The following is a 15334-nucleotide window of genomic DNA, read 5'->3' as shown; positions in this document are numbered from 1 at the left end:
GAATTCGCCTTCGGCGCGCTTCGTGGATTGGCGCCTAAAGCGTCACGCCCGTGGTGCGCATGATCTCGGCGCGGAGCCCGGGCATGCCGTCGCCCTTTTCGGCCGAGGTGACGATCACCGCCGGATAGGCGGCGCCGCGTTTGGACACGGCCTTCAGCGTTGCGGCCTGGACCTTCTCGGCCTCGCCCTTCTTGAGCTTGTCGGCCTTGGTCAGGATGATCTGATAGCTGACGGCGGCGAGGTCCAGCGCGTCCAGCGCCTCGTCATCGACCTTCTTGAGGCCGTGGCGGGCGTCGATCAGCAGATAGACCCGCTTCAACGTCACCCGCCCGCGCAGATAGTCGCGGCCCAGGTCCTGGAATTTCTTCACCGTCGACTTCGACGCCTTGGCCCAGCCGTAGCCGGGCAGGTCGACGAGCCGCATCTTGCCGTCGAGGTCGAAGAAATTGACCTCGCGCGTGCGGCCCGGCTCGTTCGAGGCGCGGGCCAGTTTGTGCATACCGACGAGGCCGTTGATCAGGCTGGACTTGCCGACGTTCGACCGGCCCGCGAAGGCGACCTCCGGCAGGTCCGGATCAGGCAGCTGCTCGATCTTGGCGCACCCCATGACGAAGGTGGCGGGACGCGCGAACAGGATGCGGCCCTGCTCCAGTTCTTCCTCGGTGAAATCGTCCAACTCAGGCCTTCTTGAATCTGAGCAGGAAGGTGTCGATCGGGTTCTCGGCCTTCAGGCGGTGCATGATCACATACTGCTGGATGATGGTCAGGATGTTGGACCAGGCCCAGTAGATCAGCAGGCCGGCCGGGAAGGTGGCCATGATGAAGGTGAAGACGATCGGCATGAACTGGAAGATGCGGCGCTGCATCGGGTCCGGCGCCGGCGGGCTCATCGCCATCTGCAGCCACATGGTCAGGCCGTAGAAGATGGCCAGGATGCTGAGCGCGAAGGTCCCGCCCAGATAGGCGCCGATCAGCGGGGCCGACGACGGGTCCCACGGGATCAGGCCGAACAGGTTCCAGATGGTCGAGGGGTCGGCCGCCGACAGGTCGCGGATCCAGCCAAAGAACGGCGCGTGCCGCATCTCGATGGTCACGAACAGCATCTTGTAGACGGCGTAGAAGACCGGGATCTGCAGCAGCAGGGGCAGACAGCCCGCCAGCGGATTGATCTTTTCCTTCTGATACAGCGCCATCAGCTCCTTCTGCTGGGCGGCCGGATCGTCGGGGTGCTTCTTCTTCAGCTCCTCCATCTTCGGCTGGAGGGTCCGCATCTTGGACATGCTCTCGTAGGACTTGTTGGCCAGCGGGAACATGATCAGGCGCACGGTCAGGGTCAGACCGAGGATGGCCAGGCCGAAGTTTCCGAACCAGCCGTAGAACAGCTCGACCAGCAGGAAGATCGGCCGCGTGAGGAAGAACAGGAAGCCCCAGTCGATCGCATAGATGAAGCGCGGAAGGTTCAGCTGCTTCTCGTAGGCGGAGAGGATTTCGTTGCGCTTGGCGCCGGCGAACAGGCGCTGGGTCTCGGTGATCTGGCGGCCCGGGGCGATGGTGTGCGTTTCGCCCAGCATGGTGGCCGAGTGGATGTCGGCGTGCGCCGCGTCGGTGACGCGGAAGGCGGCCTGGATGCGCTCGTCCTGCTGCGGGATCAGGGCGGCCAGCCAGTATTTGTCGGTGATGCCCATCCAGCCGCCGGTCGAAGTGTGCTCCTGCACCGGCTTCTTGGCCCAGGCCTTGTACTTCAGCTGCTGGGTGGCGTAGTCGCCCGGCGTGCCGAAGGTGCCGATGCCGCCCTCGTGCAGGACCTGCTGGCGGCCCAGTTCGTCGGGCACGCCCTGCCGTTCGATCCGGCCCCAGGGCGCGATGGCGATCGGCTGGGCGCTGAAGTTGGCGACGGTGTCGGTGATGGTGAACAGATACTGGTCGTCAACGGCGATGCGGCGGGTGAAGCGCAGACCGGCGCCGTTGTCCCAGGTCAGGGTGACCGGCGTGGCCGTCGTCAGGGTCGCGCCCTCGGTCAGGCGCCACGGCGTCTGCGGACCGGGCACGCCGCCGGGCACATTGGGGCCGTTCCAGCCGAACTGGGCCTGATAGGCGTGACGCATGCCCTCGGGACGGAACAGTTCGACGGCGGGCGAGCCCTCTTCGATCGTCTCCTGGTATTTGGTCAGGAACAGGTCGTCGATCCGCGCGCCGCGCAGGGACAGCGAGCCTGTGACCGTGCCGGTCTGGATCGGCACGCGCGCCCCGCCACGCCCCAGGGCGACCGTGCGGTCCTCGGTGAAGACGACGACGCCCGGCGACGGTGCGGCGGTCGCGGCGGCCGTGGTCTGCTCGGCGGCGGCCTGCTGCGCGGCCTTCCGGCGCTCGGCCTGGGGCGCCATCACGAAGACGTTGTAGGCGAGCAGCATGATGACCGCGATCACGACGAAGATGATCGTGTTTCGGCTGTTGTCTTGAGGAGGCATGGAGATCAGGAATCCTGGCCGGCGGTTGCGGGCGTCGTGGGCGCCGTCTTTGGCGCCGGCCGCGGGGTCGCGAGCCTTGTAAGCGCCGATTTCACATCGTCAAGCAAACGGTCCCAGGGACGGTCGGCCGTGCCCGCGCGGGCGATGAAGACATAGTCGCTGCCGGGGACCGCCAACAGGGGCGCCATGGCGCGGGCGGCTTCCCTCAGGCGGCGTTTGGCGCGGTTGCGGATGACGGCGTTGCCGACCTTGCGCGTGGCGGTGAAACCCAGCCGCACGACGGGCCGTTCGTCGCCGCGGTCCAGCCGCTGCACGACCACGGCGCCGCGGGCCTCTGAAACGCCCTTCGCGGCCGCCAGGAACTGGGGCCGCGAAGTCATGCGTTCGATTTTGAAGAGTTCGGCCATGCGCCCGAGCACAGGCGCCGGACGACTTAGGCCGTCAGGCGCTTGCGGCCCTTGGCGCGACGACGCGCAACGATCTTCTGTCCGTTCTTGGTGGCCATCCGCGAACGGAAGCCGTGACGGCGCTTGCGCACGAGTCGCGACGGCTGATAGGTCCGCTTCACGTTCGGCTCCTGGGACTGAATACAGAGGGGCGACGGAAAGACGTCCGTCGCGGGAAGGGCGGGCGTATAAGCGGCAGGGCCTGAACTGTCAACGCCAACAGCCCTTCGGCGGAGAGAGAATGAACCGGTTCAAACGCTTTGCGCCTCTGATCGTACTGGCCGGCGTCATCGCCCTGATCTTCGCCATGGGCTGGAACCGCTATCTGTCCCTCGACACCATACGCGACCACGGGGCCGGGTTTCACGCCTTCAAGGACGCCAACTACATCCTGAGCCTGCTGATCCTGATGGCCGTGTTCGCCGTCCTGACGGCCAGCGTGGTGCCCGGCGTCTTCTTCGTCACCATCACGGCCGGTTATCTGTTCGGCCCCTGGGTCGGCGGCGTCTCCACCTCCATCGCCGCCACCGTCGGCGCCCTGATCGTCTATGCCGTGGCCCGGTCGGCGCTGGGCGAGGCGCTGAGGAAGAAGGCCGAACGCGACAGGGGCCTGATGCAGAAAGTCTGCGACGCCATCGACCGGGACACCTTCTGGTACGTCCTGGCCTCGCGCCTGGCCGTGGTGGTGCCGTTTCACATGATCAATGTCGCCGCTGGGATCATGGCCGTGCGGCTGACCCCCTATACCGTCGCCACGGTCGTCGGCCTGCTGCCGGCCCACATCATCTACTGCTGGATCGGATCGCGGCTGAACGAGCTGTTGATGACCAACCCGGACCCGGACTTCCAGGCCCTGTTCGGCCAGTTCTGGGCCCCGATGGCGGGCGTCTTCGTGCTGGCGGTGGTCCTTCCGTTCGGTCTCAAGGGACTGCAGAGGGCCCTGGGCCGGAAGGCGGCGACATGAACGGCGCAGCTTTTGGCCCGAGCTTTGCGTTAAGCGGCGCATGAACCGCTTCCGGCCCCTGCTGAGCGACCTGCGGCGGACCCTGCGCGTGCCCGCCGACTGGCGCGAGCGGCTGAAGTTTCACGCGCCGGACGCCCTGGCCTGGCGGCTGCTGCTGCTGACCTTCGTCTTCACCGTGGTCGTGGAGATCCTGATCATCGCCCCCAGCGCCGCGAGCTTCCATGAGCGCTGGCTGCTGGACCGGCTGCAGTCGGCCGAACTGGCCTCGGTCGGGGTCGAGGCCCTGCCCTATTCGGCGGTCGAGGACGAGACGGCGGAACAGCTGCTGGCCATCGGCGGGGTGCAGGCCGTGGTCGTCGGCGACCAGGGCGTGCGGCGGCTGTTGCTGCAGGCGCCCAATCTGCCGCGCACGCCCGACCTGATCGATCTGCGCCAGAGCCGGCCCGTGGCCCGCACCCTGGACCCGTGGCGCACCCTGTTCGGCCATCCGGACCGGTCCATTCGTGTTCAGGCCCGGCCGCGATACCGCTCGGGCGACTTCATCGAGATCCTGGCCCCGGCCCAGCCGCTGAAGCAGGAACTGCGGGCCTTCCTGCTGAACAGCCTGCTGATGTCGCTGCTGATCTCGCTGGTGGCGGGCGGGCTGCTGTACGGCGGCCTGGCCTTCCTGGTGCTGCAGCCGCTGCGGCGGGTGACCCGCTCCATCGAGCATTTCGCTCTCGATCCGGAGGCGGAAGGCGATCCGCCCAGCGACCGGCACGACGAGATCGGGCGGGTCGAGCGCGAACTGGCGCGGATGCAGGAGGAGGTGCGCGTCTCCCTGCGCTCCCGCGCGCGGCTGGTGGCGCTGGGCGAGGCTGTGGCCAAGATCAATCACGACCTGCGCAACATGCTGACCTCGGCCCAGCTCGCCTCCGAGAGACTGGCCGATTCTCCCGATCCCGAAGTCGCGAAGGTCCTGCCCCGGCTGGAGCGCGCCCTGGGACGCGCCGCCGCCCTGTCGCGCAATGTGCTGGAGTACGGCAAGAGCGAGGAGCCCGCGCCCCAGCGGGTCCGCATCCCCCTCGGCGCCGCCATCGCCGCCGCCGCGGAAGACGCGGGCCTGACGCCGGAGGGCGTGCGCCTGACCCGGGCCATTCCCGCCCGCTTCGCCGTCCAGGCGGATCCCGATCAGCTGCACCGCATCCTCGTCAACCTGATGCGCAACGCGCGGCAGGCGATCGAGGGCGACGCCACCCGGCGCACCGGCCGCAAGGGCGCGGTCCGGGTCACCGTCTCGGGCGACGACGGCGACTGCATCATCCGCATCGCCGACGACGGACCGGGGATTCCGCCGCGCCTGTCCGGAAGCCTGTTCGAGCCCTTCGTCAGCGGCCGCGCCTCGGACGGGGCCGGCCTGGGTCTGGCCATTTCGCGCGAACTGGCGGCCAGTCACGGCGGAGCGCTGACGCTGGTCGAGACCGGACCGGCGGGCACCACCTTTGAATTGCGCCTTCCGCACTGACGCCCGGGCCGGCTCCAAATCGCTTGAACGGCGTTATGGCTGGCGGACCGCCGCGAAACCGCCCAGCTTCACGGCGACGCTTTTTCGCCTGAAGGAGGCTTTCATGATCCGCTTCACCCTCGCCGCCGGCGCCGCGCTCGTGCTGGCCGCCACGCCTGTGCTGGCCCAGACCACTCCGCCGCAGGCGACCGTCTCGGGCAAGCCCGGGCCCGTGAACACGGCGCCCGGCTCGGAGGAATGGCTGCGCCAGCGCGGCGAGAGCTACAGATCGGCGCCGGACGCCGAGCAGAACCCGGCCGAGGTCGCCGAGACTATCCGGCTGAACGCGGAGATCGCGGCCCGGAACGCCGCCGCCGAACGGGCCGAGGCCGAGGCCGCCGCGACGTTCGAGCGCCAGAGCGCCCGGTGGCGCGAAGAGACCGCCCGGCTGGAAACACAGCGCGCCCAGTATGAAGCGGACCTCGCGGCTTCCAACTCTGCCCGCGCGGCCTATGAGCGGGCCCGCGCCGCCTGGGAAGCCGAGGTCGCCGCCTGCGAGCGCGAGCGCCGCGTCTGCGTGACGACCCCGCCCGCAAAATACTGACGTCGGCCGGTAACCTTTCGGCCCGCTTCGTCGTAGCTTCGACGCAGGCGTCGATCTGCGCCGGAGCGACCATGACCGACACCGCCGCGGACCCGCCTGTGGACGACGCTGAAAGCCGCCGCGCCGGGCGCTCCGGCCGGCGCGCTGACCGTTCTCTGCGGGGCGGCCGGACGGATACCTATCGCCATCCGCCGCCGGTGCGGATCGGCCACTGGCTGAACGCTGTCGCCGTCGTGGTGCTGATCATGAGCGGGCTGAACATCCTGCTGGCCCATCCCCACCTCTACTGGGGCGTTCGCTCGACCTTCGCCGATCCGTGGGTCAGCATCCCCCCGCTGCCGAACTGGCTGCTGATCCCGCAGGGCCGCAACCTTGCGGAGGCGCGGAATTATCACTTCCTGTTCGCCTGGATCTTCGTGGCCAACGGGCTGGTCTATCTGGCGTACAGCGTCCTGACAGGGCGGCTCGGCCGCCGCATCTGGCCGACCGCGACGGAGCTGAAGGGGTTGGGCGCATCGATGGCGGAACACGCCCGCTTTCACTTTCCGACCGACGATCACGCCCGCGCCTATAATGTGATCCAGAAGCTGGCCTATGCGGCGATGATCCTGATCATCCTGCCGATGATGCTGATCACGGGCCTGTCGATGTCGCCCGGCTTCAACGCCGTGGGCGGTGTGCTGCTGGAGATCATGGGCGGGCGGCAGTCGGCGCGGACGCTGCATTTCATCTCGGCCGGCCTGATCGTCGGCTTCATCGTCATCCACGTCGGCCTGGTGATCTGGACGGGCCCGTTAAACAACATGCGGTCGATGATCACCGGCTGGTTCGTGATCCAGCCGCCCGGCTCGACCGCCGGGCCGAAGCTCCGGCGCCGGGTCGATGAGGGAGACGGATCATGAACCGCCGCCGCTGGCTGACCGGCGCTGTCGCCACCGCCGCGACCGCCCTGCTGTCCGCCTGCGGGCAGGCGGGGACCAGTCTGGCGGAGCAGGCGCGGCGCATGGGCGAGGGACTGACGCGGCGGGCGCAACGCCTGCTGATCCCGCGCGACGCCCTGGCCCCGACCTACAGCCGGGCCGAGATTTCACCGGACTTCCGGACCAATGGCTCGATCGATCCGGCGGCCGCCGACTATGCGGCGCTCAAGGCCGGCGGCTTCGCCGACTACCGGCTGATCATCGACGGTCTGGTGGAGCGGCCGCTGTCGCTGAGCCTGGCCGAACTGCGCGCCCGTCCGGCGCAGAGCCAGATCACCAAGCACGACTGCGTCGAGGGCTGGACCTCGATCGGCGAATGGACCGGCGTGCGGCTGGAGACCCTGCTGGACGAGGCGGGCCTGAAGCCCGAGGCCCGCTACATCGTCTTCCACTGTTTCGACGCCCTGGATCAGCGCGAGGACGGCGAGCGGTACTATGAGAGCATCGACCTGATCGACGCCCGGCACCCCCAGACCATCTTGGCGTACGGCATGAACGGCGAGACCCTGCCGGTCCCGCACGGCGCCCCGCTGCGGCTGAGGGTCGAGCGGCAGATCGGCTACAAGCACGCCAAATACATCCGGCGCATCGAGGCGGTGGAGCGCTTCGACCACATCGGCGGCGGCAAGGGCGGCTATTGGGAAGACCGTGGCTACGAGTGGTTCGCCGGGATCTGAATTCCGCCGTTCAGGCCTCCGCGCCCTCGGCCCGCTTCTTCATCATGGCGTCGAAGCTGCCCCAGACGCCCTCGGCGCCGTGCCAGGCGCCGGTGGTGGCGGCCTTGGAGTATTCGGTGGCGCGGGCCTCGAAGAAGTTGGCGTGCTCGACGCCGGACAACATCGACTGCAGCCACGGCAGCGGGTTCTCCTTGACCCCGAACACTTCCGGCAGATGCAGCTGGCGCAGGCGCCAGTCGGCGATGAAGCGGATGTACTGCTTGATGTCCTCGGGGACCATGCCGTTGACCGGCCCCATCTCGAAGGCCAGGTCGATGAAGCGGTCCTCCATCTCGACCACCGTCCTGCAGCATTCGACGATGTCGGCGGCCACGGCCGGGGTGACCGCGCCGGTCTCCTTGTTGAAGGCGTGGTACAGCTTGATGATGCCCTCGCAGTGCAGGCTCTCGTCGCGCACCGACCAGCTGACGATCTGGCCCATGCCCTTCATCTTGTTCTGGCGCGGGAAATTCATCAGCATCGCGAAGGAAGCGAACAGCTGCAGTCCCTCGGAGAAACCGCCGAACATGGCCAGGGTGCGGGCGATGTCGCCGTTGGTCTCGACCCCGAACCTGCCCATGAAGTCATGCTTGTCGCGCATGGCCTCGTATTCCATGAAGGCGCCGAACTCGCTCTCGGGCATGCCGATGGTCTCGAGCAGCAGGGCGTAGGCGGCGATGTGGATGGTCTCCATGTTGGCGAAGCTCGCCAGCATCATCTTGACCTCGGTCGGTTTGAACACCCGGCCGTAGCGCTCCATGTAGTTGTCCTGGACCTCGATGTCGGCCTGGGTGAAGAAGCGGAAGATCTGGGTCAGCAGGTTGCGTTCCGACGGCGTCAGATTGGCCGCCCAGTCCTTGCAGTCCTCGCCCAGCGGCACCTCTTCAGGCATCCAGTGGACCTGCTGCTGTTTCTTCCACATGTCGAAGGCCCACGGGTAGCGGAACGGCTTGTAGGCCGCAGACGGGGTCAGCAGGCCGGCGGTCGGGGGGGTGATCGAGACGTGCGCGTTCATCGGGGTACTGGCTCTGTCGGCGAATCCGAGGGTGGGTTCACCATGCGGTCGGACAGGCCCGGCGCCAAGCCGAAATGCGGCTATATTGCGATCACTTTTTCCGCGACCGCTACATATGGTGTCCCGATGCCGGACAACTGGGGACGCGGCTGGGGACAAGCCCAAGCCTGGCCTATGGCGGGGGCGGGAACTCTCGGGCGCGCCGGGGGCCCCCCGCGTCTACCTTGGGTGATCGAAGGAGAGTCCCGATGACCTACACCGTCTATGGCGCGGCCGGTTCCGGCTCGGTCCCGGTCGAGGCCGCCCTGACCCTGATCGGCGCGCCCTATCGCGTGGTCGAGGCCGTGACCTGGGAGGGCGACGCGGAGCGCGACAAGGTCGCGGTCGTCAATCCGATGCGGCAGATCCCGGCGCTGATCACGCCGGCCGGCGAAACGATCACCGAAAGCGCGGCGATCCTGATCTGGCTGGCCGAACAGCATCCGGAGGCGGCGCTGGGGCCCGAGCCCTGCGATCCGCGGAGGGCGCAGTTCCTGCGCTGGATGTGTTTCGTCCCGGCCGCCGTCTACTCGATGTACTGGGTTCGCGACGATCCGGCCCGGCTGGCCGGCGCCGATCCGGCCGCCCAGGCGCTGATCAGGACCCGCACCGCCGAACGGATCGCGGACTGCTGGGCGAAGATGGAGAGCCAGATCGTCCCCGACCGGTTCCTGCTCGGCCCCGAGCCGACGGTGCTGGACCTCTATGTCGCCGTGGCCAGCCGCTGGACCCCGCACCGCAGGCGCTTTCACGAGGTCGCGCCGCGGATGGGCGCGGTCATGCGGCGCGTCGACGCCCTGCCGGAGCTCGAGGCCTTCTGGGCCGAACGCTTCCCGTTGACGGGAAGGTACGGGGGCTAGGCGGCCTCGGCGGCGGGAGTGACCCGGGCCTCCGGAAGCTCGCCGGCCAGGGCCCGGTTGACCACGGCCAGAAGGCCGGCCTGGTTTATGGGCTTGGCCATGTGGGCGTTCATGCCCGAGGCCAGGCACCGGACCACGTCCTCGGGCATGGCGTCGGCGGTCATGGCCACGATCGCGAGGCCGCTCTCGGGCCCCGGCAGGGCGCGGATGCGGCGCGTCGCCTCCAGCCCGTCCATGTGGGGCATGCGCACATCCATCAGCACCAGATCGAACGGCTGGCCGGCGACGGCGTCGATCGCCTGCTGGCCGTCGCAGACCTCGACCACGTCGCAGCCGAAGGCTTCCAGCATGATGCGGGCGACCTCGCGGTTGACCGGATGGTCGTCGACCACCAGCACGCGCGGCGTGCGGTCGCCAGCGTCCTCGCCCGCATCCTCGCCGCCGGCTTCAGGCTCGGGGCGGGCGGGCTCCGCCATGGCGTCTGGCGCACGCGGCAGGGGCAGGTTGATGATGAAGGTCGCTCCCTCGCCCGGCCGGCTGTCGACGTCGATGCTTCCGTTCAGACGGCGGACATGCCGGGCGACCAGCGCAAGACCCAGACCCATGCCGCAGTGGCTTCGGCGAATCGAGGCGTCGCCCTGGGCGAAGGCCTCGAACAGTTCCGGCAACAGCGCGGGCTCGATGCCCGCGCCTGTGTCCGAAACGCGGATGCAGACGCCGTCCGGCGACCGGTCCAGACGGACCGTGACCTCGCCCCGTTCGGTGAATTTGACCGCATTGGCGACCATGGGGTGCAGCGCCTGGCGCAGCGCTCGCCGGTCGCACATGAAGCGCGCGTTTTCGGGCAGACGGTCGTCGATGGTCAGAGCCAGTCCCCGGGCTTCGGCCGCGGTCCGGCTGGGAGCGACGGCCTCGCGCGCCACGGTGGCCAGGTCCAGGGCCTCCGGGGAGACGGTGTCGTCGCCGCGCGCGAAGTCCAGAATATCCTCGACCAGCATCAGCAGGCCGTCGCTGGATTCGCGGATCTGGCGGGCCTGGCGCAAGGCCGTGGCGTCAAGGCCGGGCCGGCTGGCCAGCACGTCGGCGAAACCGGCGACGCCGTTCAGCGGCGTGCGCATCTCGTGGCTCATCATGGCCAGGAAACGGGAACGGGCGGCGGCGGCGTCCTCGGCCTTGCGGCGGGCCTCCTGGGCGGCGACCGTCCGGGCGCGCAAGCGGGACTCGAGCCGACGGCGCTCGGTCATGACGGTCGAGACCGGCAGCACGGTGATCACCATGGCGAGGAGATAAAGGTTGTAGACGCCGAGCCGGCGCAGCATCGGGCTCACGCCCTCCAGCCCCGGAATGTCCAGCAGCCGGGTCAGGTGCACCGGGCCGTGGCCGGTCAGGGTCAGAACCCCGCTGACGGTCGCAAGGCCGATCAGGGCGATCGCCGCCGTCGTCGGCGACAGCCGCAGGGCGATCAGCAGCATGGGCGGGAAGCACAGGAAGGCCAGCGGGGCGTCGTCCTGCCAGAAGACGACGCCGGTGACGGCCAGCATCAGCGCCAGCAGGGCGGTCGCCTCGGGCCAGCGGGCCCGCGTCGTGCCGTGGAAACGATGCGCCCGCGCCATCAGCAGCAGCACCGGCGTCACCAGCAGGAGGCCGAGCAGTTCGACGATGACGAAGGAATAGATGCCGAAAACGCCGGCCACGGTGAGCGGCGTGTGGCGGATCAGCATGGTCAGGCCGAAACCCGCGAGAGCCGTCGCGGCCACCGCGGGCGCCGCGGCGAGCAGGCCGAAGGCGAACAGCCGGCGCGGCCGTCGCATGTCCAGCGCGGCGCCGCAGAACCGCCGGGCCAGCAGGGCCGCAAGGACGGCCTCGCCGACGTTCATCACCGCGTTGAGCCACATCAGCATGCCCGGGTCGCCCCGGACGGCGTTGCTGAGGAGGTTGATCAGGAAGCTGACGCACAGGACGCCAATCGCCGGCCGGCGATGCAACTGCAGCAGCGCCGCAGCCATGATGCCGTTGGAAAGCCAGATCAGGACCGTGCCGTAGGTGGCCACGTTCCAGTGGCCGATCAGCTGCGAGGCCGCGAACAGCAGCACATAGGCCCAGGCCGGCGGGCCCGCCGCGCGGCCCGCTTCATGCCTGAACAGACGCCAACGACCCTTCAACCCGAGCCTCCCCGGCCCACACTGCACAATCAGAGCGATAGGGCGAATACGTAAACAAATCCGTCACATCCGTGACCGCGATCATGGCCGCAGGAACCCTCGTCCGACCGCAACCGTTTTCAGGCCCGCGCCGTCACCGGCCGGGAATGGAGAGCCGGACAATGTCAGACACCGTCGCCGACCCCAGCTTCCATCCGCCCGCAGAGGCCGTCGCCTTCTACCAGGAATCGCTGCGGCTTCTGAAGGAGAGCGGCATCCCCTTCCTGCTGTCCGGCACCTATGCGGTCACCGCCTATACCGGCATCCGCCGCCCCACCAAGGATCTGGATATCTTCTGCAAGCCCGGGGACTATCCCCGCATCCTCGCCTTCTTCCAGGCGCGCGGCTATCGCACCGACGTCGAGGACGAGCGCTGGATCGCCAAGGTGTGGAAGGACGACCACTATTTCTTCGACGTGATCTTCGCCATGTCGAACGGCACGATCGCGGTGAACGACGCCTGGTTCGGACCGGACACGATCGAGGTCTATGGCCACACGGTTTCGATCACCCCGCCGACGGCCCTGATCCTGTCCAAGGTCTTCATCCAGGACCGGTACCGGTACGACGGGGCCGATGTGAATCACATCATCCTCAAACAGTCCGACGCCATCGACTGGAAGAGCCTGCTGGACCAGATGGACCTGTATTGGGAGGTGCTGATGTCGCACCTGCTGAACTTCCGGTTCGCCTATCCGACCGAACGGGACAACATCCCTGCCTGGCTGATGCACGAACTGACCGAGCGGCTTCGGGCCCAGGTCGATCTGCCGGCGCCGCGGGTCAAGGTGTGCCGCGGCCGGCTGTTCAGCGCCCGCGACTATATCTCGGACATCTCGGAATGGGGCTTCGGAGACATCGTCGGCAAGGGCCTGGAGGAACGTCATGACCCCATCCACTGATCCCGCGACGGCCGTGGGCGCCAGCGCCGAAGGCGACCCGCAAACGCCGCAGCCGGGGATGGAGGCGGGGCCGACGAGGAAGCTGCGCGTGGCGGCCGTGGGCGACCTGCACGTCGGCGAGACCCACGACCGACCGCATCGCGAGCTGTTCGACCGGGTGCACGAGGACGCCGACGTCCTGTGCCTGTGCGGGGACCTGACCAATTTCGGCAAGACCCGCGAGGTGGAGATCCTGCTCGAGGACCTGCGTGGCTGCCAGATTCCCATGGTCGGCGTGCTGGGCAATCACGAGCATGAGTGCGGCCAGCCCGATCATGTGACGAAGCTGCTGTGCGACGCCGGGGTCATGATGCTGACCGGCCAGGCCTATGAGATCGAGGGCGTCGGCTTCGCCGGCGGCAAGGGCTTCATCGGCGGCTTCGGGCGCTACATGCTCAGCCCGTTCGGCGAGGCCTCGATCAAGGCCTTCGTGCAGGAGGCGGTGGAGGACGCCAATCACATCGAGAATTCGATCCGCATGCTGCGCACCGAGCGCAGCGTGGTGTTGCTGCACTATTCACCCGTGGTCGACACCGTGATGGGCGAACCGCCCGAAATCCACGCCTTCCTCGGCTCGTCGCGGCTGGGCGAGACCATCGACCGCTACGACAACATCAGCCTGGTGGTGCATGGCCACGCCCACCGCGGCCAGCCCGAGGGCCGGACCACCAAGGGGGTGCCGGTCTACAATGTCGCCCTGCCCGTGCTGCGGACGCTGGGCGAGACGCCCTACCGGGTGTTCGAGGTCTGAAACGCCGTTCGCGGCTCGAACCGCCGCCAGACCGCCCACATCAGCAGGGCCGTTAGTATGCCCAGGCCGTCTGCGAGCAGATCGCCCCAGCTGGCGTCGCGGCCGACCATACCCTGTATCAGCTCGACCGCGCCGCCCAGCGCGAGCGCGGACAGCGCCGCCAGGGTGCGCGGCAGGCGGCGGAACAGCACGCCGATGCTCCACAGGATCAGGCCAAAGGCGATGAAGTGGAGCGCCTTGTCCCAGAGGTTGGCGGCGGCCTCGACGTTCTGGAAAGGGCCGACCATGGAACCGATGATAACGACCAGCAGGACGAGCGCCGTGAGACGCGTGGGGAACTTCATCTGGGCGACACTCGGCGACGGGAGGAAGGGCTTCTATCAGCGCGCGAGCAGAACCCACACCCCGGTCGCGGCGAAACCTAGCGCCGCGGCGAGGCGAATCCACGTCAGCGGCAGCTTGCGCGCGGCCGCCTCGCCCAGCAGCACCGCCGGCCCGTTGACCAGCATCATGCCCAGGGTCGAGCCCGCGACGACCGGCAGCAGATCCTGAAACCGGGCCGCCAGCATGGCGGTGGCGACCTGGGTCTTGTCGCCCATCTCGATCAGGAAGAAGGCCGCGGTGGTGGTCCAGAACACGCCGGCGAAGGTCTTCTCGGTCATGTCGGGCTTCTCGTCGAACCGGTCGGGGACGAGGGCCCAGGCGGCGAAGCCGAGGAAGGCCAGGCCCACGCCCCAGCGCAGCCACTCTCCGTCCATGAAGCGCGCCAGCAGGGAGCCCGCCAGGGCCGCGAAGGCGTGGTTGGCGACCGTGGCCGCCAGGATGCCGAGGATGATCGGCAGCGGACGCCGCCAGGTCGCCGCCAGCATGATGGCCAGCAGCATGGTCTTGTCCCCGATCTCCGCGATGGAGACGAGGCCGGTCGATATCAGGAAGGCTTCCAACTCAACGTCATGCGCGGGGGTTCGGCGGACAGACCAGTGGCATCCGCAGCCGGCCCCCGCGTGGAAGCACCCTGCGAAGCCAGCGGTCTTGCCAGGGCCCTGACGGGCCAGAACGCGCCATCCTCTCCGGGCGAGAGGAAGTGTGTTGACGCGAACCCCGCTGATCGGCGCGGGCGGCTACTCCCCGATGACGGCGGGCGGTGTATCCGTCACGGGCTCCGGGGGCAAGACCTCGTCGTGCAGACCCTTGTCGCGAACGGCCTGCCGGCGCCCGATGGCGTAGGCGACCAGCCAGAGCGCCATGGCCCAGGCGGCGCCGGCGCACCAGCCGGCGAAAACGTCCGAAGCCCAGTGAGCGCCCAGATAGACCCGGGTCAGTCCGATCAGCAGGGCGATCAGGATGGAGGCGCCCAGGACGAAGGCCTTCAGGTGCGCGCGCGGAAAGGCCCGGGTCAGCATCACCCCGAGGGTCAGATAAAAGACGGTCGCCAGCAGGGCGTGGCCCGAGGGGAAGCTGGCGTTCAGCGTGTCGACGGCCTGAAAGTCCGACGGGGGGCGCTGACGGCCGAACAGCTCCTTGAGGCCTTCGCTCAGGGCGACGCCGCCGGCGAGACCCAGCACCAGCAGCAGGGCCGACAGTCGCTTTTTCTGAATCAGCAGGAAGGCGATGGCGATGACGGCGAACAGGGCCAGTACGGATATGCCGCCCAGGGAGGTCAGGTCGGCGGCCGCCTCCTTGAGCCACCACGGCCCGCGGGGGTCTCCGGCGGCCGGCTGCATCCAGGTCAGCACAGCCTGATCGAAGGCCTGGCCGTCGGTCTCGGTCATGTCGTCGGCGACCTCGACGAAGGTCATGATGCCGAGGGCGACGACGAACAGGGCGGAGACCGCCGCGATTTCGGTCCGTGCGATGCGCAGCATT

At 68.5% G+C, this 15334-nt stretch carries 17 protein-coding genes and 1 riboswitch; of the genes, 8 read left to right on the top strand and 9 right to left on the bottom strand.

Going from position 1 to position 15334, the window contains the following annotated elements:
- Positions 1-34: 34 nt before the first annotated feature.
- Genes yihA through rpmH form a run of 4 tightly spaced genes read right to left on the bottom strand, consistent with a single transcriptional unit; the run spans position 35 to position 3036 of the window.
- A complete protein-coding gene (yihA, locus tag ASD59_RS01685; RefSeq protein ID WP_055827367.1) occupies positions 35-676 on the bottom strand; it encodes a ribosome biogenesis GTP-binding protein YihA/YsxC in 642 nt (213 codons plus the stop codon).
- A gap of 1 nt (position 677) precedes the next feature.
- A complete protein-coding gene (gene yidC / locus ASD59_RS01680) occupies positions 678-2468 on the bottom strand; it encodes a membrane protein insertase YidC (protein WP_055827364.1) in 1791 nt (596 codons plus the stop codon).
- Positions 2469-2473: 5 nt separating this feature from the next.
- Positions 2474-2875, bottom strand: a complete 402-nt coding sequence (gene rnpA / locus ASD59_RS01675) for a ribonuclease P protein component (protein ID WP_055827361.1) — start codon at positions 2873-2875, stop codon at positions 2474-2476.
- 26 nt (positions 2876-2901) lie between these two features.
- The gene (gene rpmH, locus ASD59_RS01670; protein ID WP_003164000.1) at positions 2902-3036 is read right to left on the bottom strand and encodes a 50S ribosomal protein L34; all 135 of its coding nucleotides are present in this window, start codon (positions 3034-3036) and stop codon (positions 2902-2904) included.
- A gap of 119 nt (positions 3037-3155) precedes the next feature.
- Between rpmH and ASD59_RS01665 the strand changes: the two genes are divergently transcribed.
- From ASD59_RS01665 to ASD59_RS01645, 5 genes are all read left to right on the top strand, one after another.
- Positions 3156-3878, top strand: coding sequence for a TVP38/TMEM64 family protein (locus ASD59_RS01665; RefSeq protein ID WP_055827358.1), 723 nt, complete (start codon positions 3156-3158; stop codon positions 3876-3878).
- Between the two features lie 40 nt (positions 3879-3918).
- Positions 3919-5382, top strand: coding sequence for a sensor histidine kinase (locus ASD59_RS01660; protein ID WP_055827355.1), 1464 nt, complete (start codon positions 3919-3921; stop codon positions 5380-5382).
- Positions 5383-5485: 103 nt separating this feature from the next.
- Entirely contained in the window at positions 5486-5965 is a 480-nt protein-coding gene (locus ASD59_RS01655) for a hypothetical protein (protein WP_156376888.1), read from the top strand.
- A gap of 71 nt (positions 5966-6036) precedes the next feature.
- Positions 6037-6867 carry a cytochrome b/b6 domain-containing protein gene (locus ASD59_RS01650; RefSeq protein ID WP_055827349.1) on the top strand — a complete coding sequence of 277 codons (831 nt, stop codon included), beginning with the start codon at positions 6037-6039 and terminating at the stop codon, positions 6865-6867.
- The gene (locus tag ASD59_RS01645; protein ID WP_055827346.1) at positions 6864-7622 is read left to right on the top strand and encodes a molybdopterin-dependent oxidoreductase; all 759 of its coding nucleotides are present in this window, start codon (positions 6864-6866) and stop codon (positions 7620-7622) included. The genes ASD59_RS01650 and ASD59_RS01645 overlap by 4 nt, the downstream gene beginning before the upstream one ends.
- A 10-nt stretch (positions 7623-7632) precedes the next feature.
- Here the strand turns inward: ASD59_RS01645 and ASD59_RS01640 are convergent, their stop codons facing one another.
- The gene (locus ASD59_RS01640) at positions 7633-8676 is read right to left on the bottom strand and encodes a ribonucleotide-diphosphate reductase subunit beta (protein WP_055827343.1); all 1044 of its coding nucleotides are present in this window, start codon (positions 8674-8676) and stop codon (positions 7633-7635) included.
- Positions 8677-8924: 248 nt separating this feature from the next.
- On the opposite strand from ASD59_RS01640, the gene ASD59_RS01635 reads away from it, so the two are divergent.
- Positions 8925-9575: a glutathione S-transferase family protein gene (locus ASD59_RS01635; RefSeq protein WP_055827341.1), complete on the top strand. Its 651-nt coding sequence runs from the start codon at positions 8925-8927 to the stop codon at positions 9573-9575.
- On the opposite strand, the gene ASD59_RS01630 is transcribed toward ASD59_RS01635, so the two are convergent.
- Positions 9572-11737: a hybrid sensor histidine kinase/response regulator gene (locus ASD59_RS01630; RefSeq protein ID WP_055827339.1), complete on the bottom strand. Its 2166-nt coding sequence runs from the start codon at positions 11735-11737 to the stop codon at positions 9572-9574. The genes ASD59_RS01635 and ASD59_RS01630 overlap by 4 nt on opposite strands.
- A gap of 161 nt (positions 11738-11898) precedes the next feature.
- On the opposite strand from ASD59_RS01630, the gene ASD59_RS01625 reads away from it, so the two are divergent.
- Together ASD59_RS01625 and ASD59_RS01620 are read left to right on the top strand one after the other, a co-directional pair.
- Complete coding sequence (locus ASD59_RS01625) at positions 11899-12678, top strand: nucleotidyltransferase family protein (RefSeq protein WP_055827336.1); 780 nt, start codon at positions 11899-11901, stop codon at positions 12676-12678.
- Positions 12662-13468, top strand: a complete 807-nt coding sequence (locus ASD59_RS01620; protein ID WP_082560004.1) for a metallophosphoesterase family protein — start codon at positions 12662-12664, stop codon at positions 13466-13468. Before ASD59_RS01625 ends, ASD59_RS01620 begins: the two co-directional genes overlap by 17 nt.
- Here ASD59_RS01620 and ASD59_RS01615 read toward each other — a convergent pair.
- From ASD59_RS01615 to ASD59_RS01605, 3 genes are all read right to left on the bottom strand, one after another.
- Positions 13447-13812, bottom strand: coding sequence for a VanZ family protein (locus tag ASD59_RS01615; protein ID WP_055827333.1), 366 nt, complete (start codon positions 13810-13812; stop codon positions 13447-13449). The two genes, ASD59_RS01620 and ASD59_RS01615, sit on opposite strands and share 22 nt — an antisense overlap.
- A 36-nt stretch (positions 13813-13848) precedes the next feature.
- On the bottom strand, positions 13849-14412 hold the full coding sequence (locus tag ASD59_RS01610; protein WP_055827331.1) for a TMEM165/GDT1 family protein: 564 nt from the start codon (positions 14410-14412) through the stop codon (positions 13849-13851).
- Between the two features lie 76 nt (positions 14413-14488).
- Positions 14489-14610, bottom strand: a riboswitch (yybP-ykoY riboswitch).
- Positions 14590-15333: a phosphatase PAP2 family protein gene (locus ASD59_RS01605; RefSeq protein ID WP_235561690.1), complete on the bottom strand. Its 744-nt coding sequence runs from the start codon at positions 15331-15333 to the stop codon at positions 14590-14592. Its footprint overlaps the riboswitch before it by 21 nt.
- Between the last annotated feature and the right edge of the window lies 1 nt (position 15334).

Origin of the sequence: Brevundimonas sp. Root608 (assembly GCF_001427825.1) — a bacterium.
Lineage (GTDB): Bacteria > Pseudomonadota > Alphaproteobacteria > Caulobacterales > Caulobacteraceae > Brevundimonas.
The sequence above is the reverse complement of the archived record's forward strand: the minus strand, read 5'-3'. Positions and strand labels throughout refer to the sequence as shown.